This window comes from Paenibacillus gansuensis (assembly GCF_042684925.1).
GTDB classification, from domain to species: Bacteria; Bacillota; Bacilli; order Paenibacillales; family DY6; genus Paenibacillus_N; species Paenibacillus_N gansuensis.
The window spans coordinates 240,004-260,990 of the sequence record NZ_JBHUME010000019.1 but is presented as its reverse complement, the minus strand read 5'-3'; the positions used below and the strand labels follow the sequence as shown (position 1 = coordinate 260,990).

Here is a 20,987-nt window from a genome sequence, read left to right as displayed (position 1 = left end):
TCATCAGACCGCCGCCTCCGTTTCCTCGTCTTCTGTGATGCCTGCGATCAGCTGGCCGCCATGCACGAGATCCCCTGGTTCCACATGGATGGAGGAAACGATGCCGTCGCACGGCGCCACCTGCGGAAATTCCATTTTCATGCTTTCCAAAATAGCCACCTTCTCACCCTTCCTTACCCGCTGCCCCGCTTCCACCAGCACTTTCCACACACTGCCCGGCATAATGCAGCGGATGGCTGCGGTCCCTTCCGGAAGCTCATCTTCCGCCGGCGGAGCCTCCTGCTCCTGCTCGCTCACATACTCGGCAAGGCCCATACGCCGCCAGTTTTCCCTCTCTTCGCGGAACGCCTCCTGCTGTGCAGTACGAAACTCCTGCGCACTGTCTGTAATCGAATCCAGGAATGCCAAATATTCTCCTAGGTCAAACGTAGTCTCGGTAATATCCGCCTCATAGCGTCCCCGCAGAAAGTCCTCCCGCATTTGGAGAAGCTCTTCGCTGCTGACAGGGTAAAACCGGATCTGATCAAAAAATCGCAGCAGCCAAGGCTTTCCGGGCCGGAAGCTGGCCGTGGAGCGCAGTTTGTTCCACATTTGCACCGTACGTCCGACAAACTGGTAGCCTCCCGGTCCCTCCATGCCGTACACGCACATGTATGCGCCGCCGATGCCGACGGCATTTTCCGGGGTCCACGTTCTGGCCGGGTTATATTTGGTCGTAACCAGCCTGTGGCGCGGATCCACAGGAGTAGCTACAGGCGCTCCTAAGTAGACATCGCCAAGCCCCAACACGAGATAGTTCGCTGCAAAAACCGTCCGCTCCACCTCATCCAACGTATCCAGTCCGTTAATCCGCCGGATAAATTCAATGTTGCTCGGGCACCAGGGCGCGTCGGGACGAACATTTTGCTGATATCTTTCGATGGCCAGCCGGGTTGCCGGATCGTCCCAGGACAGGGGCAGACGCACGATCCGGGAAGGCACTTTGAACGACTCCAGCGGCGGCATCCCGCGGTCCAGCTCGAGCACCTGCAGGGCCGCCTCCTTCACGGTAATCCGTGATGGATCGATATGCACCTGCAGAGACCGGATGCCCGGCGTTAAATCCAGTACCGGCAGGCTGCTGTTTTCTTCAATCTCTTTCATAAGCGCATGTACCTGAAACCGGAGCAGCAAATCCAATTCCATCTGTCCGTATTCCACAAGCAGATTCCGGTCGCCGCTGCAGCGGATCGTAATTGGAAACCGGCGGCCTTCCGTCACGCGGTACAGAATCGGATAACCCGGTGTAACGGCCACCGAGGCTGCAGGTTCGGAGATCACCTTCATCCCCCGGTGTCCTTGCGTTCCGGCTGCGGCTATATTCCGCTCCTGCCGCTCCCGCAGCGCCTCCGCCTGCTCTAAAGTAAGGATGCGGAAGCGGATCCGGTCTCCCGGCTTCAGCTGCCCGATCTTCCAGAACTCCGCCGAGGAGGTCGTTACAGGACAAACAAAGCCGCCGAGGCTCGGGCCGTCGGGCCCCAGCAGAATCGGCATATCCCCGGTGAGATCCAATGCCCCGACGGCATACGCATTGTCGTGGATGTTGGAAGGATGCAGCCCTGCATCCCCTCCATCTTCCCTCGCCCAGCAAGGAGCCGGCCCGACGAGGCGAACCCCCGTACGGGAGCTGTTGAAATGCACTTCCCAAACCGTGTCCGTCAGCTGTTTCAAATAGCCCGGGTCCAAAAATTCCGGCGTACAATGCGGACCGGGAATAACGCCGATCTCCCACTCCCCAGTGACCACGGGCCAAAAGGCTCCCGGCAATGCCTCCTTACAAACCGGCGGCCGCCCACCGGGACGGATCCCCAGTACATCCCCTGCACGCAAGGCGCGCCCTCCATGCCCTCCGAAACCACCCAGTGTAAATGTGGCGGAGCTTCCGAGAATATGGGGCATATCCAAGCCGCCTGAGATAAGCAGATAAGCCCGCATGCCAGCTTGTGACTCGCCGAATGACAGCACCTGCCCCCGTTCGGCAAACCTAGGCACATAACGCTCAACCGGCTGATCGTCCAGCTTCGCTTCCATGTCCGCTCCGGTGACACAGAACCATACCGCATCACGGAACCGGTAAGACCCTCCGCGGAGCGTCAGCTCCAGTCCGCTTGCGTCCTCTGCGTTGCCAAGCAGCCTGTTGCCCAGCCGGAAGGCAAGCGGATCCATCGGCCCGCAAGGCGGCACCCCTACGTTCCACAGGCCGGTGCGCCCCGGCCAATCCTGTACAGTCGTCTGTACACCTCCGTCCAGCACCTCGATGGCCAACTCCGCAGGTTCATAGCCGTTCAACAGCTGGGTGTCCACCTTGCCTGCAGCTACCTCGGCCTCCTGCAGCAGCGCCTGCAAATACTGCAGATTCGTAGTGATGCCGTACATCCGCGTCTCGCTTAATGCCTGAATCAGTTTCCCGATAGCCTCTTCCCGGGTGGGCGCATGCACGATGATTTTGGCAAGCATCGGATCGTACAGCGTCGTAATGGACATTCCGTCCCTCACCCAGGACTCCACCCGGGCGTTGGAGGAGAACTTCACCTGATCGAGCTGCCCTGCACTTGGCCGGAAGCCCTGCAGGCAGTCCTCCGCATAGATACGCGCCTGGATGCTGTGCCCTTCCGGTACCCTCAGCCGTTCGGACAGCCCCGTCAGCTCATCCGCCGCCTCCCGCACCATCCATTCCACCAGATCTACGCCCAGCACTTCCTCCGTTACGCCGTGCTCGACCTGCAAACGAGTGTTGACCTCGAGAAAATAAAACCCTTCCGTATCTGGGTCATATAAAAATTCCACCGTACCCGCGCTGCGGTATCCCGCTTCGGCGGCCAGCCGCTGCGCCGCGTCCAGCATAGCCCTGCGCACCTCATCCCGGAAATCCGGCGCCGGGCTTTCCTCGACCACCTTCTGGTTCCGCCTTTGGATCGAGCAGTCCCTTTCCCCGAGCGTTACCGTTTCTCCAAACCGGTTGCCGAAAATCTGGACCTCGACATGGCGTGCCTTGGCGATATATTTCTCCAAGAACACACCGGCATTTTTGAAATTCGCTTCCGCTAAATGCCTCACGCCGTCAAAAGCGGCCCTTAGCGTCTCCTCGTCCTCGCAGACCCGCATCCCTATACCCCCGCCGCCGGCGGTGCTTTTCAGAATTACGGGATACCCGATCTGCCGTGCCTCCGTCAAAGCGTCATCCAGCTCCGTAATCAGCTGCGTACCCGGCAGCAGCGGCACACCGGCGCGTTCCGCCGCTTCCCTGGCGGAGTGCTTCAGGCCGAACAGCTCCATCTGCTCCGGCGAAGGGCCGATAAAAGCGATGCCCTGTTCGCGGCAGGCGCGGGCGAAGACTGCATTTTCGCTCAGAAACCCGTACCCCGGATGAATCGCTTCAGCTCCGGTCTCCTTGGCTATCCGTAGGATCAGCTCCGCGTTCAAGTAGCTTTCTTTGGCCGGGCCGTCCCCGATCAGCACCGCTTCATCCGCCATATCCACGTGCAGACTGTCCTGATCCGCTTTGGTATAGACGGCCACAGAAGCTATGCCCATCTGCTTCAGCGTCCGTTCAATCCGCACCGCTATCGCACCTCGATTGGCAATCAACACTTTAGTAAACATCTCAAGCCCTCCCCCGAAGTATCACGTTCTCCGCCTATTCCTCATTCCAGATCAAAACCCGCACCGGTGTCGGATTGTAAGCATTGCAAGGGTTGTTCAGCTGCGGACAGTTGCTGATCAAGGCCAACGTGCGGCACTCCGACTTCAGTTCCACATAGCACCCCGGTCCCGAAACGCCGTCCGCAAATTGCAGCCCGCCGTCGGGCGTCACCGGCACATTCATGAAAAAGTTAATGTTCGGAGCCAAGTCACGCTTCGTGAAGCTCTGATCCCATTTGGCCAGTTCCAGCATGAACGTGTCTCTGCAGTTGTGCATCGGGGCTTTGTCATGAGCGTACCGTACCGTATTGCTTTGGGAGGAGCAGGAGCCGCCCAGCGTATCGTGCCTGCCGCAAGTATCCGCTACGATGGTGAGCAGCGCTTTGCCCGATTCGGATCGCAGCACCGTCCCTGCCGTCAGGTAAATGTTCTGTTGGCCTTCGATGGTAGCCAGGGCACTGTAGTGATCCTCAGGATGATCTGCGTCATAAAAAAGCGTATCCGCCGCCTGATTACCCTCCACATCCACGATGCGCAGCACCTGCCCCGGCCGCAGCTCATGCATCCATCCGTCTCCCGCGGGGATAATTCTGTCATAGATCGCATCTTCGATCCTGCGGGGGCTTTCTACACGGTTAAAAACGGTCATGACATCAGCTCCTCATAAGTCCATGTATTTTCAAAAGCACGGAAGTTTTCCGGCCTGAAATTCACGCAAAAATCGTTAGCATCCACCGGGTCCGCCTGGGAAACCATCAGTTGAACGGGAACGGACGGATAGTGGGTACGGGGATCATGCGGGTTAGGCGTGCTGGACAGCACCAGCAGCACATCCATTTCCGTTCTAAACGTCACTTCGGCACCTTTGAAACAATGCCCCAGCTCATAATGCATGCCGCCCTGCTCATCGACAAACACTTTGGAGAAAAGATTTACCGCCGGCGTCAAATCCCGGAGTCCCAGTCCGTTCCGCACCAGCTCCACTACGAAGTTCTCCCTGCCGCTGCGCAGCCACTCGTTACGCTGCTGCTGATAGCTGGTGGGGCCATATTTTTGGTCCGTCCCCTCTCTAGTGGTATATCCGCCGACCGGGTCATGCCAACCCAAGCTGTCTTCCACGATGCTGGCCAACACCCGCCCGTTGTCGCTCATCAGAACATGGCCCCGGGTAAGGTGGGACGTATGTTGGGCCTTCAGCGTATCGGGCATATTGTAACGTTCTGTGAGGTCCTTGGCGTTGTAGAGCAGCAGGCCTACATTCGCGCCTTCGCCCAGTGCCGTGAACTTCAGCAGCTTCCCTTTGCCGATCACCCCCGACCACTTGCCTCCGCCTGGTAACGTTGTGCTCCACATGCTCATTAGCTCCAGCTCCTTTTCCTATTTCATTTAGGGAAACAAAAAGGGAGACATCACTTCGACATAGCGTCTCATGATATCTCCCAGGCTTTTATCCTTCCGTGGAGCTCCCCTTGCCGGAGAGCCGTTCACTCTTGGACCAGGCCCGGCGGCCGCCGGCGGAACCCTAGTGAACATTTGATTATTCTTTTGTCAGATAATATAACATCAGGTTTGTGTATGGTCAATAGGCATTCTTGTTTTTCGTCATTGTATGTGAGATAAATTAACATTACATTCTTTAATTTTATAGTAAAATGGTATTTACAGCGTTGCATGCCCATGGTACGATCTTTAAAACTATAATTCCAACCCGAATAGTAGGTATTAAGGGTTGCCAGGAGGAATTGCCATGCCCCGTCGGCCATTTGAAAAGTTCGCTCTCCCTGTAGCACTTTCTGTTTCCCTGCTTACCGCCGCGCCTGCTGTGAGCAGTTTTGCAGCCGGTCCCGCAAAAGGTACCACAACCGTCACAGTTGGATCCGCAGCTGCATCCCATGAGACAGCCGCTGCTTCCAAGCAGGCGCTGGTTCAAGAGTATCAAACCTTTTTGAAAGAGAAGCACCAGGTTTCGTTTAAAGGAAACCTCACTAGAGGGGATTTGATCAGGGCTGTGGCGGCGGTTTTGAACCTCAAGGCGTCGGACAAAACCATCGCTTTTCGTGATCTTGCACCGGACAGCCCTTCTTTTGCGGCGGCTGCGGCATTGAAGCAGGCCGGAATTATTAGCGGCGATAAAGCGGATTTGGAAGGAAAACTCTCCTCCATTCAAGCCGTACAACTGGTGTTCAAGGCTTCCGGCCTGCGTGAGGTAGCGTACACTTATCCGGCGGATAAAGTGAAGCGGACTTTAGCGCCTCTGCACCTGCATGCGGCTCAGCTTGGAACCGGCGGCGCGCAGGTGTTGGCGGCGGCTGTAGATACGGGTATCGTACCGCAAGGGTTTATCGGCTACGTGAAGCCGAACGGAAAAGCAGATCCGGCCTTCACTTCGGTTCTGCTCGGCGAGCTCCTGAAATCCAAAGGGCTCTACAAACGCTATGTAGGATACGTAAGCGATGCGGGGATTTACGAGGAAGTGCGGAACGCCTATTCGACGGCGGGCATCGTGAAAGCGCCCGAGCTTCAGGCGATTGGCGACGGTGCGTTGAAACAGGACATCGTCACGGGCTACACGGTGCGGGACGCAAGATATGCTCCTAATTTTGTTGATGCGCTCTCCCTTACCTACGGGCATTCCGATATCGACCATGCCGTCCAGCTGATCGGCCTGTTGCGGACCGAGGGGCTCGACGCCAAAGTGCAGATCGAACCGCGGACGTCAGCCTTCATTTACCTGAAAGAGTGGGGAGAGCCTGAGCCGTCCGAGAATTACGAAGTAGTCCAAATCGAGAACGGGAACTACATCGAGTACGCCAAAGAATATAACCTTAGCTTTGAGTTCGCCAATGCAGCGGATAAAGCAAAGTTTGAACCGATCATTCTCTCCTATGCCAAAAAGAACGAAGAGAACCAGCCCGGCCTCATCGCCGGTTCCTGGTGGCAGCCGCTTTACACTTCGGAGACTCCGTTGAACGGCTATATCCCCATCACCAACAACAAAGTGTCAGGCGGACGTTACTATATCGTGTCCTTTTCCTTGAACGACAAAGCCGCGGCCGTTCGGGACGGGTTCAAAGCCCTTGATCCGAAGGCCGCCGTCAGTTCTCACGAATTTTATGTGGATGCGCCTTTTTACCGTTATCTGAACGGGGAATCAAAGTAATTTCCTCTGTAATAAGCCAAAAGCTGCCCTTCCGGTCATATGACCTGGAAAGGCAGCTTTTTCATTGTTCCCATGCAGCGGCACGGCTGAACACCGGCGCTAACCGGTCTTCCAGCGCCCGCTCCAAGTAAGGCTTCGCCTGCAGGAAGGAGACGAACTCACGGTAGCTGCGGGCCAGCTTATCTGCGTTCTTGCTGTCTCCTTTGACGGCGCGGATGAGCAGATTTTTCGGGGTGTGCTCCAAATCGATGAACTCCAGAATTTGTGTTCGGTACCCCACAATCTCCAGCAGCTGGGCCCGGATGGAATCCGTCGCCAGCGCGGCGAAGCGCTCTTTGATGATGCCGTGGTCCAGCATGGTGGAGAGCGTCTCATTTTGAATCTGAGAGAACAGCTCGTGCTGGCAGCAGGGCACCGACAAGATGACGGATGCGTTCCAGCGGACTGCTTTTTCCAGTGCGGCATCGGTTGCCGTATCGCAGGCGTGGAGGGTGACCACCATATCCACTTCTGTCAGGCCGTTGTATTTGGAAATGTCGCCTACCAGGAACTTGAGGTCACTGTACCCGAAGGTCGCCGCCAGCGCGCTGCAGTGGGTGATGACATCTTCTTTCAGGTCCAGCCCGATGACGTTCAGATCCAAGCCTTCAATTTCCTTGAGATAATAGTACATCGCGAACGTCAGGTACGATTTGCCGCAGCCGAAATCGACGATGTTCAGCGTTCTGCCTTTCGGCAGGCTCGGAACGACGTCCCGGATCATCTCCAGAAACCGGTTGATCTGGCGGAACTTATCGTATTTCGGGGCAAGCACTTTGCCCTGGGCGTTCATAATGCCGAGCTCGACCAGGAACGGGACCGGGACGCCTTCTTCCAGCACGTAGTTCTTTTTGCGGTTATGGGTCAGGACCGGCTTGGCTGCTGCGGTTTTGACGGTTTTGATATTAACTTTAAACTTTTTGCTGATCAGGATTTGATGCTCTGCTTCCGTCGTGCGGATCAACCCTTGACGGAACAGCGTGCTGAACAGCTCCATGCAGCGCGCTTCCGCCGCCGCCGGTTCCAGGTTTTCGTGCAGCACCTTAGGACCCTGTTGAAAACTGAACTGGTAGATCAGCCTGCCTTTCAGTTCGACCGGCTTCACGGTTGCTTTGGTGATCCCGTTCGGTTCGCTCCGGCGGACCTGGCTGAGTACGGCTTGGACCAGTGCCGGGCCGCCGGAATCGCTGCCGCCGCCGAACAGGCCGGACAACAGCTCCCGGATGGGACGCAATTCTTCTTGTATGTTATGGGTTTCTGTTTCCACTATAGACAGTCTCCTTACTCTAAACTAACTGTAACAGGCTAGAACAACCGTGCTGAGCGGACGCACGGTCAGCTCGCCGCCGCTGAAGGAGGCGATGTCCTCCGCCCCGAACAGCGGCTGCCATTCACCCAGTTCGGGCACCTGCAGCGCGGCATCGCCGCGGCCTCCATGGTGCGCCACGAACAGGTGGCGCGCTTCGTCGCCGTTCGCGTGCTCCCGCAGCGTGAAGGCGACAGTGTGCTCCGGCGCCTCCTCGAAGCGGAGGTGCCGGCGGATTTGCTCGGCCGCCGTCATGCGGAAGGCCGGGTGGGCTTTGCGCAGCGCGATGAGCCGCTTCATGTGCTCCACATCCGCGCGGCGCTCCGCACAGCGGCGCCAATCCAGCCAGTTCACCGCGGTCGGGGAACGGTAGCTGTTGTGGTCGCCGCCTTTCGTGCGCATGAATTCCTGCCCGGCGTGCAGGAAGGGAATGCCCTGCGACATGAGCAGAATTGCGGAAGCGAGGCGGTGCGCCCGCTCCATCATTTCCTGGGGCTCGCCTGGCATGGACTGCTGCAATTTATCCCACAGGGTGAAGTTATCGTGGCATTCCGCGTATGCTACCGACTGCGCCGGCTCGTTTGCGTAAGAATGGATCCCGGCCCAGTACGCGATCCCCCCGACAATGCCCCGCTTCACATCATGCGCTGCATGGGCCTTCCCGTTGACAAAGCCCTGGTCCGGGCCGTAAAACACACTGCCCTTCAGCGCATCGCGGAATCCGTCGTTAAACATTCCGATGCCCGGCAGCATGGCTGCATTGCCCTGATTCGCCTTCCTGTCGTCGGACAGCGCCGTGTCCATATGCCATCCTTCACCGATGATCAGGATAGAGGGATCGATCCCGTCGAGCCCGGTGCGGATCGCGTTCATCGTATCGACATCGTGCAGCCCCATCAGGTCGAAGCGGAAGCCGTCGATATGATATTCCCGGGCCCAGTAAAGCACGGAGTCCACGATGAATTTGCGCATCATCCGCCGCTCGGACGCCGTATCGTTGCCGCAGCCCGAACCGTTGGCCAGTAATCCGTGCTCCGTAATGCGGAAATAATAACCCGGTACCAGCTTCGTAAAATTGACACGATAGACGTCAAACACATGATTATACACGACATCCATAATGACCCTGAGCCCGTTATCGTGGTACGCCTGAATCATCGTCTTCAGCTCGCGAATCCTGCTCAGCGGATCGTAAGGATCGGTCGAATAGGAACCCTCTGGAGCGTTGTAATTTTGGGGATCATATCCCCAGTTATATTGGTCTTCGTGCAGGCGGGATTCGTCGACACTGTCATAGCTGTAATCGAACAGCGGTAAAAACTGCACATGCGTAACCCCGAGGTCGCGAATATGATCTAACCCGGTTGGGATCCCCAGCGGACCGCGTGTCCCGTTCTGGGCCGCCCCTATATACTTCCCCTTGTGCAGCGCCCCGCTTTCCGGATGAATCGTCAGATCCCTGACGTGAACTTCATACACCACTGCATCAGTAGGATGCAGAAATTCAGGCTTAGTCTTCGTCCAGCGTTCAGGATCCGCTTTTGCCGGATCGACAACGACCCCGCGTTCCCCGTTGACACCGACCGCCTTAGCGTATGGATCCGCGGCTTCGTTCCATTTGTCCCCTATTCTTACCTGATACGTATAATAAACCCCGTGCCGATCGCCGGGAAGAACGGTTTTCCAAACGCCTTTGGCCTCTCGCTGCATAGGATGTGCCTCGATTGGTTCCCCTATCCAGTCTGCATACAGCCTTACTTTAACCTCGCTTGCCGTAGGCGCCCAAAGCTTGAAGATCGTCTGTTCCGGGGTATAGCTGCTGCCGAGATCGCTCCCGTCATACCCATAAGCCTCGTCAAATTCCGCCGAACCTATAGCTAATCCCTGAATCATTTTCGGATCACCATACTGAATCGTCTCGCCTGTTTCCCGTTGAACCGCCATATGGATACACCCCTTGGATTTCTTGTCCTTATTCTAACAAAAAAATCCCTCCACACACCATATTCGCGTGAAGAAGGATTTTCCCGGGCATCAGCCCAAATTTGTATAAACGGAGTAGATAAAGACAGCCACCATCATGATAGGTGCCACCCAACGTAGCAGGAACATCCATAGTTTATACCAGTTGGAGGTAAGCCCCGCCTCTTCGCCTGCACGTTTCCAAGCGAAGCCAGTGAACAAGGTAACTACCAAACCGCCGATTGGAACGAGGACATAGGAGCCAAGGAAGTCCATCCAGTCGAACAGGCTTTTGCCGCCCGGCAGGAACGTGGATAATGGACCAGTAACCGACATCGCAGCCGGAATGCCTACAATCAGCAGCAGAATACCAAGAGCAATTGCCGATTTCGCGCGGCTCCATTTCATTTTGTTCATGACATAGGCTACCGGCACCTCTAAAATCGAGACCGCCGAGGTCAGCGCTGCCACCGCCAGTAGAATGAAGAATAATCCGCCGAAGAAATGGCCGAACGGCATAGCCTCAAACGCAGCAGGCAGAGCAATGAATACCAGTCCCGGACCGGATGAGGACGGAATGCCGAACGCGAAAGAGGTAGGGAAAATAATCAGGCCGGCAATTAACGCGTAGATCAAGTCACCGAAACCTACAGCCATAGATGCCGTTCCCAGCGACTGCTCCCGGTTAACGTAAGCACCGTAAGTAATCATAATTCCCATCCCGAGCGATAGAGAGAAAAAGGCATGCCCCAGCGCGACCAGAGCCGATTCAAAGGTAAGCTTGGAGAAATCCGGACTCAGGAAAAATTCCACGCCGGCGCCGCCGCCAGGAAGCGTTAACGCCCGAATCATAAGCATGATCAGTAAAACTACCAATCCTGGGATCAATACTTTATTGAATTTCTCAATCCCGCCCGAAATTCCCCGGGCTACGACCCAGACGCTAAGGATCATAACGACGACTTGCCATACTACAGGCAGGAAGCCTGCGTTAAAATCTGTAAATTGCGCTGCATAATCCTTGTTTTCAAACAGGCTTCCCGTGAATGACTGTACAGCATAATGCAGTGTCCATCCCGCTACAACCGTATAGAATGCCATGATAATAAAAGCTGCCAGAACGCTCAAAAACCCGAAGAACGCCCATGACTTTTTGCCGGAGAGCACCTCGAACGATGATGCCGCATTTCCACGGCCGCCCCGACCGATGGTCAATTCAGCCAAAAGAATGGGAAGTCCGCACAGAACCAGGAAGATGATGAACAGCAAAAAGAATGCCGCTCCGCCATATAATCCGGTAATGTAAGGGAATTTCCACATGTTTCCCAGTCCGACCGAGCTGCCGATCGCCGACAGGATAAAGCCCGCTGAGGAAAACCGTTCGTTCCCCGTTTTGTTTAACTCCAGAGTGTTTTGTTGTTTAATCAAGAAAACCGCCGCTCCTTCTAGTAATCTCTCAAAGTGATTGTATTATATTAGGACATTGTCAGGCATTTTGTCCATGAAAGTTTTTTCAAATGACTCACATTTTTCAGAAAAATGCATTAATATCAAGGTTTCGGCCCCTGCAAAAAAATTCTTGTGCGTCGTGCTGCACCCTCCCCTTGAGCCTGCCCTGGAGCGTCAAGTCCTGGACGAGTGGGTTAAAGCGCCAATAATGTGAGAAGCATCCAATTACCTTCTCATGCATTGGCATTACCTTATTTTTGACCCCATTTCACCATGTCCGTAAAGGTTCGACCGCGTTTTTCCTTGTCGTGCAAACCGGACTACAGAGTAAGGTAAATTTGTGTCATCCAAATAGAATGTGCCGAAAAAAAGCCTTTTTTAGCGTAATTGTGAAGCAGATTAAGGAAATTTGTGTTCGTTCGCTGGTAGTGTGAGTGCGGGAGTAGTGTGCTAATGCAAAGATTCAGGAAGGTAAGTAAATAGATTAGTGTCGGGCCTAGGCTGTGCTGGTCCCATCCATGAGGACTAGTGCGCTTGGAGTATGGAGTTGCCTATATGAAGAAGTGGGAGCGTGGGGGCGTGGAATAGGGAATTGCCTGTATGGAGCATTAGGTGTGCTGGAAGTTGAAGTATGAGGGAATAGAAGTAACTAGAGTTATCTCAAGGGGACTGGATGGTGGTTACACGGGGCAGCGAATCCAAGAACAAACAAGTAGTACCCGCCTGCGGTGAGTAGATTTGCCAAATTACTGTTTTCGCGCAGGTATTACTGCAGGCAAGCGCGGGCGAAGCTCACGCTCCGCCCCCGGGAGCCGGCAGTAACCTTGGCAAACGTACCGTCACCACGGTACCCTCGCCGAGCCGGCTCTGCAGCTCCATGGTGCCGCAGTGCAGCTGCACGATCTCCTGCGAAATCGCGAGGCCCAGCCCGCTCCCGGACCGCTTCTTGTCGCCCTTGTAAAACTTGCGCGTCACGTAGGGCAAATCCTCCGGCGAAATGCCTGCGCCGGAGTCGGATACCTGCAGCCGGACGGTTTCCGCGCCCTCGGCTTCCGCCGTGACGCGGATGAGCCCGTCCTCCGCTGTGAATTTGATCGCATTCTCGATCAAATTCAGCAGCACCTGCCGCAGCCGGTCGGCATCCCCGCTGACGTACAGCGGCTCCTCCGGGCCCGACGTCTCCAGGCGGATCCCCCGGCGGCTGCGCTCCACGGCGTACTGCTCGGCCATTTGGCTGAGCAGTCTGCGCACATCCACAGGCTCGGACTCGATCCGGGCCGCGGGAGACTGCAGCTTGGAGAAGTCCAGCAGGTCTTCGACCAAGCCCGTCAGCCGCTGGCTTTCCCGCGAAATGACCGAAAGCCCCATCAACAACTCGTCCCGCTCCTCCAAGCCGCCGGACATGAGCGTCTCGCTCCATCCTTTGATCGAAGTCAGCGGGGTGCGGAGCTCATGGGACACGGACGAGATGAAATCGCTTTTCAGCTTCTCATTCCGCTCAATCTCCTCCGCCATATAGTTCATCGTATCCGCCAAATGACCGATCTCATCATCATTCCTTTTGACGGCACGGTGATGGAAATCTCCCCGGGCCATGACCCGTGCCGTCTGTGTAAGTTCCTGCACCGGACGGATCATCCGGCGGGCCAGCAGCAGGCTGGTAAACAGCGAAAGAATAATAATGGCCACACACAGGCCGATCGTGACCACCGTAATCGTCCGTACCGCTGCATCGATATCAGCAATGGAGGTAGTATAACGGATGACCCCTACCACCTGTCCCTTGTCCCGCAAAGGATAGGTTACAGCCATGATCCTTTCCATCCCCCCGGCAGGCGTGCCTGTCCAGGTGCCGCGCTTCCCTTCTACGGCAGAGGCTATATCGGATGTAATCGGCAGGTCCTCGCTGCTGAACCCGTTGGAATCGATAATCAGCCTGCCCTGCAGATCGACAACTTCCACTTTCGTGAAATCATCTTCCGTCAAATTCTCGAGTATATAGCGGGACTTATCCACAAGCGACCGGTCCCACAAATATTTGCTGTACAGAGCCGTATACACACTGGCCCGTTCATCCAGCGCCTGTTCGGCACTGCCGTAGTAATACTGGCGCACTGCAGTCACAAACAAGGAACTCAGCACCAGCACAACCGAGACGATAATGACGCCGAAATTAAGGACAATGCGGCTCCGCAGGCTTTTCATGCTAGATCTCTTCCTTTTTCCAAATGTAACCGTACCCCCATACCGTCTGAATGTACTTTGGCTGGGAAGGCTCATCCTCTATTTTTTGACGCAGCCTGCGAATGTTGACATCCACGATTTTCAGATCCCCTACGTAATGCCGGCCCCACACCTCGTTCAAAATATCGTCCCTGCTCACGCTTTTGCCCGCCTGATCCAGCAGCAGCCTTAATATCGAGTACTCTGTAGGCGTCAGCACAATGTCAGTCCCTTTCTTCACTACACGCCGCTGATCCGGATAAAACGTCAGTTCCCCAAACACTTTCCCGTTTCGGCTTGCTCTGTTCCCCGGCTCCGCATGGTTTCCGGCACCGTCCACATTCTCCGTTTTCATCCGCCGGCCCAGCGCCTTAAGCCGGGCCATCAATTCCCCCGGGCTGAAGGGCTTATGCACATAATCATCCGCGCCGAGCTCCAGGCCCCTGATTTTATCCTCTTCCTGAGACCGCGCCGTCAGCATAATAATGCCCATTCGGGGATAAGCGGCCCGCAGTTTCCCGCAAACTTCAAAACCGCTGATTGTCGGCAGCATCACGTCAAGAAGGGCGATATCCACATCGCCTTCCCGTCTAGCCAGCTCTAACGCTTCTTCCCCGGTTTCGGCCTCCAGAACCGTCATGCCTTCCCGTTTCAGATTGATCCGCACGAACCCGCGGATGGATTCCTCATCTTCCAGCAGCAGCACTTTCAAACCTTTCGCCTCCTCTGCGGTACCGCAAACTTAATCTCGTAACAGCCGATATCTCTGGACGATCTCATTATTAGTAAGGAGAACGGCATGATACTGTTCCAGCTCTTCCCCGGAAAGTTTCGGCTCCCCTTCAGGCAGCAGCGCCGCGATCTCTACACCGTCTTGCCCCGGGCCCAATTCCACAACCGTTCGGCCTTCTTCGTCCCAGGTAACTTTTTGCTTTAGCCAGCGTTCTTCCGGTACAGCATATAGAGTTACCAATTCAGCTCTTTCCTCAGGCGTCCGGCCCATATATAGGAAAGTGACCTTGCTGCCGCCCTGCTCGTCCCTTACTTCATCCAGCGTATATTGGCCCTGCCAGCTGAGCGGCGGATCAAAGCGGAACCCGTATTGATAGTCCATGTAGTTCTCGTATACTTTTTGAAGGCCCTGGGCCCCGTCCCATTGATGCCACTCATGAATCCAGGGCATGTCGGAGTACGGTGTAGCTTCGTGCCCCGGCGCTTCCTTCAGCATACCGATTTCAATAATGCCGTCCCCGTTAATATCCTGGCTGTAAACCGGATTCGCCTTGTACGTTTTCCCCGACGGATCGCCCATCACGTTAAACACGTCCTGAAGCCGGCCGTTCTCTACGGTTAACAACGTCGTATAAGCCGAGTGCGCCCCGACACCGATATCCAAAAACACCCCGTTCCGGCCCGCCCGCGCTTTCCCGAGCAGCACCTGGTCATACCCGTTGATTCCTCCGTCCAGCTTTAGCCTATCCGTTTGTAGCAACCCGGTTTTCTTGTATTCATATAAAGAAGCTTCCGAAGACAAGCCTTCCCGGTCAAAATTGATCAACACAAGCTCCGCCTGCGGATCTCCGTCCAAATTTCCAACTGCCGCCTCGTTATAGAACATGCCGCCCGAGCGCTGGATCTTGCCTCCAGTCCAGTGATATACGGCCATTTCCTTGTTCCAGTCCTGCGAACCCTGCCAGCCTACCACCAGATCCGGGGCCCCGTCCCCCGTCACATCCTGAAAATCGGCATAGGCAATTTCATTCCCCGGTTCGGTAATGCGGTACAGTTCCTGCCAGCCCGATGACCCTTGCTTGAGAATCAGGACGCCGAGTTCGAACTGATTTTTGGGAATTTTATAAAAAGCAACCGCTTCCGTCTCCCCGTCTCCATCCATATCCGCTTTGCGGATAGCCCCGGTATTTCCCGCGTTCAATGGGAAGGTCAGCTTGGCTCCCTCAGGCAAAAGAAAGGACACCGCCTGCCGCACTTCCTCCTGATGAGCGGAAAGCGCAGGAGTGCGCAGCAGTTCAATAGGCGAGGTGATGACACTGCAGCCGCTTGCCGGGATCATGGCCAAAACGGCGCACGCTGCCAACAAGATCCTCTTCCATTTCATTTGCCGCACACTCCTTTCTTTTTACTTTTTACCTTAGGGTCCTTATTTCTTCTTGGATGCCAGCAATTCATCCGCCGTTACCAATGTGAAACCGTGATCCTGCAAATAGTTAATGATGAGCGGAAGAGCTTCGAGGGTATTACTGAGATCTCCGTTATGGCCGCCAAAAGAATGCATCAACACGATTCCCCCGGGCTTGATCTCTTTCGTTAGATTCTTAACCATGCCGTCAACGGATGTGCCGGCCCAGTCCCGGGTATCCACGCTCCAGCCTACCACCTGCTTGTCGAGCGAGGCTGCAGTATCAAGGACGGTGTCGTTCACCGCGCCGTAGGGCGCCCGGAACAGGGAGGGTACGTCCCCGGTCACTTTTTCGATCGCGTCATCCGCCGCAACGATCTGTTGTTTCACCTGCTGAGCCGTTTTTTTCGGAAGGTTGGCATGACTGTACGTATGATTTCCAATGGTATGGCCTTCCTTCAAAATCCGTTTCAACATCGCAGGATATTTCTCCGCCTGCTGCCCTACAACAAAGAACGTTGCCTTAACATGATATTCGCCCAGTATATCCAAAACCTGGCCGGTATATTTAGCATCCGGCCCATCATCAAAGGTAAGTGCGACCAGCTTCTGCTTCGTTCCGGCAGGCTTTTCAGGGGTCTGGGGCTTCGGCTGAGGCTTCGGAGCAGGCTTAGCCGGCGGCTTAGTTGCCGGTTTTGGCTCCTGCTCCGGTTTAGGCTTTGGTGCCTGGTCCGGGGCCGGTTTTGGCGGATGATCCTGGTCCGGTTTCGAAACCGGGTCCTGGTCCGGCTTTGGCGCCGGGTCGGGTTGTGCTTCCTGCTCAGGCGCAGGGGTGCCCGGAGTCACCGCGGCTTCCTCCCCAGTTTTGCCGGGTTCCGCTCCGCCATCGGTGTCCGAACCGTCTTCTGCCGGTTGACCTGAAGCCCCTGGCTTCTCCGGGACGTCCGGCTTGTCGGCGTTTCCTCCATGGTCTGCCGGATCTTCTGAAGTGCCCTCAGGAAGCACTGCCGTCTCCGTTCCTCCGCCGCTTCCGACGGGTTTAGCACCCAATCCGCCTGTCAGCACCTCTTCCGGTGCATTACCCGAAAATACTAGACTCTTTTCTGCAAAACTAGCAACCGCCAATATGGACAGCACTGCCAACACAAGCATGCCTATCCGTCTCTTCCGCTTCATCCTCGTCCCAACCTTCTGCTTACTCATGATGTTTCCGGGAAGGTTCGGACACGCTGTGCGCCCGGTTCCCGGCTGATATCCCAATCATAAGGAAACAGGAGTCAAAAGTAGTTACAAAGCGTTAACAGCAGCATAAAACGGGCTTGCCTGAGTTTACGGTTAGTGTTTCTTTTTGTATTTACGATAGCCTTTGCGGATCCAGTTCATCATAAAACCGGGAACTGGCAGAGGCCATTTTTGTAAATAGGGGACATAATACCGGTAATAAGCTTCCTTGAGATCTTCCCACATCGTGCATTGTTCCACTTTCAAAAAATCGGACACGTCCAGCACCGAGCCTCTGCCGTTGTGCAGCATTACGTTTTTGCCGTGTATATCATGAGGGTGCAGCCCTCTGCCTCTGGCATAATCCAGTGCTTTATCGATATCCCTGATGGCCTTATCGGGAATACGAATCCCCTTCATGATGCAATTATACAGCGTCACACCGCGCATTCTCTTGAGCATCAGATAGTTGCCGCCGGCATGGTAGCATTGCGAATAAGCCGGGTGCTCCCCAAGCCTGCGGTACACTTCTACTTCATCCTCCAGACCCGGCCTCCCCGGAGCATATACCTTTACAACCACTTCGGAATTCTCGGGGTGCACTAAAACCGCAGCGTAATTCCCCGCCCCAAGCAGCTTCCACCCCGGCGGGCAATACTTCACTTTCACCGGCTCATGGGGATGTACGCTCTCTATATCCAGCCTCGGCAGCAGTTGTTGTTCCACCGCCTTGATTAAATTGTCCATGCCCGTCCCCTTCACCATGTACATAGTTTCATATCCCCAGTTTATAAAATATGTGAGGGCTTGAAAACCCTGGATTCGGATTCCATGGTACCGTACTGTGCTAAATTAACGGTTTGGACGATGCCATATCCCGAGTTTCCGGAGTCACCCTCCGCCTTATGACAGCTACACTCACGTGCAACGGTACTTTTGGGCGTTACAGCTGCTACCGGGTCCGTGAAACGGTACTTTTGGGCATTACAGCTGCTACCACGTCCTTGTAACGGTACTTTTGGGCATTACAGCTGCTACCACGTCCTTGTAACGGTACTTTTGGGCGCTACAGCTGCTACCGGGTCCGTGTAACGGTACTTTTGGGCATTACAGCTGCTACCACGTCCTTGTAACGGTACTTTTGGGCATTACAGCCCCACATAAAACTGCCACGCGGGTATACAAAAACACCGCTCTGACGAGCGGTGCTAGGTAATTCAGCTTCAACCCTGCTTAGGCCTCTTTCAAAGAAGCCAGGTAACGCCTGCCTTTCTCCTTGTCGTAGGCGCCCTCCCACTTGGAAATGACGACGGCGGCCAAGGAGTTGCCGATCACGTTCACGACGGTACGGGCCATGTCGAGAATCCGGTCGATCCCGGCGATGAACGCCAGCCCTTCCAGCGGCAGCCCGACCGTGCCGAGCGTAGCGAGCAGTACGACGAAGGAAACGCCCGGTACGCCGGCGATTCCTTTGGATGTCACCATGAGCACCAGCACGAGTGTCAGCTGCTCATACCAGGACAGTTGGATGCCGTACAGCTGGGCGATAAAGATCGCGGCCAAAGCTTGATAAAGCGTCGAACCATCCAAGTTAAAAGAGTATCCGGTCGGTACGACAAACGAGGTGATCGCCTTCGGACAGCCGAATTTCTCCATCTTCTCGATAATTTTCGGCAGCACCGTTTCCGAACTGGCCGTTGAATAAGCGAGCAGGATTTCATCGCGAAGGATGCGCATGATATCGAATATCCGGATGCCGACCATCCGGGCAATCAAACCGAGCACCGCCAGAATAAAGAACGCCATGGTCGCGTAAACCAGCAGCGCCAGTTTCCCCAGCGGCACCAGAGAGCTTAGCCCGAACGTAGACACGGTCACCCCAATCAGGGCGAAAACGCCGAACGGCGCAAACTTCATCACCTGGTTCGTGACCCAGAACATCGCTTCCGCTACGCCCTGGAAAAATGCGAGCACCGGTTTTCCCTTTTCCCCGACAGCCGCCACACCCAAACCGAAGATCACGGAGAAAAAGATGATCGCCAGCATATCCCCGCGGGCCAGTGCGTCGAAAATGTTTTTAGGAACAATATTCACGAACGTTTCCGCGAACCCGTGGCTGGCGGTTTCTTTTTCGGTATCCACGTATTTGCTGATGTCCGACTGCGTCAAATCATTCATGTTAATGCCTGTCCCCGGGTGGAACAGGTTCGCTGCCAGCAAGCCCACCAATATCGCAACCGTAGTCACGATTTCAAAGTAAAGAATTGTTTTTCCGCCGATTTTGCCAAGCTTCTTAAAGTCCCCGACACCGGCAACCCCGACCACCAAAGTCGAGATCACGATAGGAACTACAATCATTTTGATCAAACGGATAAAAATATCGCCAATCGGCCCCAGGTATACCGGAAGGTTCGGGTTCCCGAAGAAAATCGCTCCTACAATCACCCCGAGCACCAGACCGATCACAATTTGAATCGCTAAACCATATTTCTTCATAACAAAAGCCCCTTTACGTCTGTATGATCTAAGATGCAAGTCTATTTCCATATTGCCCCGTGCTGCGGCAGTTTACCCCTTACCCTTCCACTTTGATCCGCTCCTGCCGTTTCGAACGGGCGGCCGGCCTGGAAGGCCCCATCATCCACCTGCCGAAAGGCAAAAGCGAAGCCCCGCAGGACAACCCCAGGGACAGCATAACAACTGCAGCATAAAAGAAAGCCGTCAATTCCAGATGCTGCCCTGCAAACCGCTCCGAACGGGTCAGGGGAGCCAGCACCCAGACGGCCAAAGGATGCGCAAGAAACCCGCCGAACGAGTACGTGCCGATCCAATGGAACACCCGGAACAGCCTCGTTTTCAGCTCCGCTATTTTCAGCGCAATCCCGTACATAATCATCTGCTGCGATAAAATCAGCACGAAGGTGGACGGCTTCAGATACGTTGAAACCGCCAGGTTCATTTTATCCATAGAATACGAGAGTACCCCGTAACACATCCCAATGTACACCGCTGCAAACAGGAATAAATTCCAGGCCTGCGACCGGCGGATGAAAGCCCGAAACCGGGTGAGATAAAGGGCCGCAGCCGCTCCCGCCACAAAGTAGAAAGCATGAAAGATGAAATAGAGATTCCGGTAGTTAATGAGTGTCTTCAGCCATGCCCAGTCCGTACGCGCGTATAGACCGGGAAGCACATAGTAGGACAACCACAGTAATCCTGCAAAAAGCAGACCCAGCACCGCCAAGCCCCATCCCAGTGCGGTCCCTTCCCTTTCCGCGTCCAGCCGCTTCAGTCTCTTATGGGCTGCTCCCACCCCGAAATGAAAGACCGGGAACAGAAGGTAGAACTGAAAAATCATCACGATAAACCATAGATGATATCCGCTGGACGGCACAATCAGCTCATGAGCATAGCCCTGCCATGCCTTGAAATCCAAAAACCAGACACCATGCATCAGCGTGTAATATACCCCCGTCCATATGATAAACGGGACCAGGATATCCTGAAACCTTTTGATTAGAAAGGTCCGGTAATTCAGTTTTTCATAGTAGTTATAGAAGAACAGCAGCCCTGATATGAATATAAAAGTAGGAGTGCCGAACCGCGTGAAGTGGAACAGCATGGCCAGCATAACGGAGTCCTTGGGCATTATTTCCGGACGGTAAATGAATTCGGCAATGCAGTGCTGCAGAACGATCGCCAGAAAAGCCATGGCACGGAACAGCGTAAGCTCTTCGATCCTCTCCTTTTTCATGCGGCTCACCCCGTTCCTCTTAAGGTATATAACTGCAGTATTGCAATTAAATTAT

14 protein-coding genes and 1 riboswitch are annotated in these 20,987 nt (G+C 55.0%); of the genes, 1 reads left to right on the top strand and 13 read right to left on the bottom strand.

The genetic code is table 11. From position 1 onward, the window contains the following. Positions 1-3: 3 nt before the first annotated feature. The 3 genes from uca to ACFSUF_RS24000 are packed head-to-tail and all read right to left on the bottom strand — an operon-like array spanning position 4 to position 5,040. Positions 4-3,642: an urea carboxylase gene (uca, locus tag ACFSUF_RS24010; protein ID WP_377607388.1), complete on the bottom strand. Its 3,639-nt coding sequence runs from the start codon at positions 3,640-3,642 to the stop codon at positions 4-6. A 34-nt stretch (positions 3,643-3,676) separates the two neighbouring features. Further along, on the bottom strand, positions 3,677-4,330 hold the full coding sequence (locus tag ACFSUF_RS24005; RefSeq protein WP_377607386.1) for an urea amidolyase associated protein UAAP2: 654 nt from the start codon (positions 4,328-4,330) through the stop codon (positions 3,677-3,679). After that, a complete protein-coding gene (locus ACFSUF_RS24000) occupies positions 4,327-5,040 on the bottom strand; it encodes an urea amidolyase associated protein UAAP1 (protein WP_377607384.1) in 714 nt (237 codons plus the stop codon). The genes ACFSUF_RS24005 and ACFSUF_RS24000 overlap by 4 nt, the downstream gene beginning before the upstream one ends. Positions 5,041-5,115: 75 nt before the next feature. Next, positions 5,116-5,218, bottom strand: a riboswitch (guanidine-I (ykkC/yxkD leader). Positions 5,219-5,428: 210 nt separating this feature from the next. On the opposite strand from ACFSUF_RS24000, the gene ACFSUF_RS23995 reads away from it, so the two are divergent. Beyond that, positions 5,429-6,841, top strand: a complete 1,413-nt coding sequence (locus tag ACFSUF_RS23995) for a hypothetical protein (RefSeq protein WP_377607382.1) — start codon at positions 5,429-5,431, stop codon at positions 6,839-6,841. A gap of 61 nt (positions 6,842-6,902) precedes the next feature. Here the strand turns inward: ACFSUF_RS23995 and ACFSUF_RS23990 are convergent, their stop codons facing one another. From ACFSUF_RS23990 to ACFSUF_RS23945, 10 genes are all read right to left on the bottom strand, one after another. After that, positions 6,903-8,147, bottom strand: a complete 1,245-nt coding sequence (locus tag ACFSUF_RS23990) for a class I SAM-dependent methyltransferase (protein WP_377607380.1) — start codon at positions 8,145-8,147, stop codon at positions 6,903-6,905. 24 nt (positions 8,148-8,171) lie between these two features. Then, positions 8,172-10,130 carry a type I pullulanase gene (gene pulA, locus ACFSUF_RS23985; RefSeq protein WP_377607378.1) on the bottom strand — a complete coding sequence of 653 codons (1,959 nt, stop codon included), beginning with the start codon at positions 10,128-10,130 and terminating at the stop codon, positions 8,172-8,174. Between the two features lie 90 nt (positions 10,131-10,220). Beyond that, positions 10,221-11,573, bottom strand: a complete 1,353-nt coding sequence (locus ACFSUF_RS23980; protein ID WP_377607620.1) for a sodium-dependent transporter — start codon at positions 11,571-11,573, stop codon at positions 10,221-10,223. 816 nt (positions 11,574-12,389) lie between these two features. Beyond that, positions 12,390-13,802, bottom strand: coding sequence for a HAMP domain-containing sensor histidine kinase (locus ACFSUF_RS23975; RefSeq protein WP_377607376.1), 1,413 nt, complete (start codon positions 13,800-13,802; stop codon positions 12,390-12,392). Between the two features lies 1 nt (position 13,803). Next, on the bottom strand, positions 13,804-14,532 hold the full coding sequence (locus ACFSUF_RS23970; protein WP_377607374.1) for a response regulator transcription factor: 729 nt from the start codon (positions 14,530-14,532) through the stop codon (positions 13,804-13,806). Between the two features lie 30 nt (positions 14,533-14,562). After that, positions 14,563-15,936, bottom strand: a complete 1,374-nt coding sequence (locus ACFSUF_RS23965) for a hypothetical protein (protein ID WP_377607372.1) — start codon at positions 15,934-15,936, stop codon at positions 14,563-14,565. Positions 15,937-15,978: 42 nt separating this feature from the next. Further along, a complete protein-coding gene (locus tag ACFSUF_RS23960; RefSeq protein ID WP_377607370.1) occupies positions 15,979-17,133 on the bottom strand; it encodes a polysaccharide deacetylase family protein in 1,155 nt (384 codons plus the stop codon). Between the two features lie 159 nt (positions 17,134-17,292). After that, entirely contained in the window at positions 17,293-17,949 is a 657-nt protein-coding gene (locus ACFSUF_RS23955; protein WP_377607368.1) for a serine/threonine protein kinase, read from the bottom strand. 462 nt (positions 17,950-18,411) lie between these two features. Beyond that, entirely contained in the window at positions 18,412-19,674 is a 1,263-nt protein-coding gene (locus ACFSUF_RS23950; RefSeq protein WP_377607366.1) for a cation:dicarboxylate symporter family transporter, read from the bottom strand. Between the two features lie 79 nt (positions 19,675-19,753). Next, the gene (locus ACFSUF_RS23945; protein ID WP_377607618.1) at positions 19,754-20,932 is read right to left on the bottom strand and encodes an acyltransferase; all 1,179 of its coding nucleotides are present in this window, start codon (positions 20,930-20,932) and stop codon (positions 19,754-19,756) included. Between the last annotated feature and the right edge of the window lie 55 nt (positions 20,933-20,987).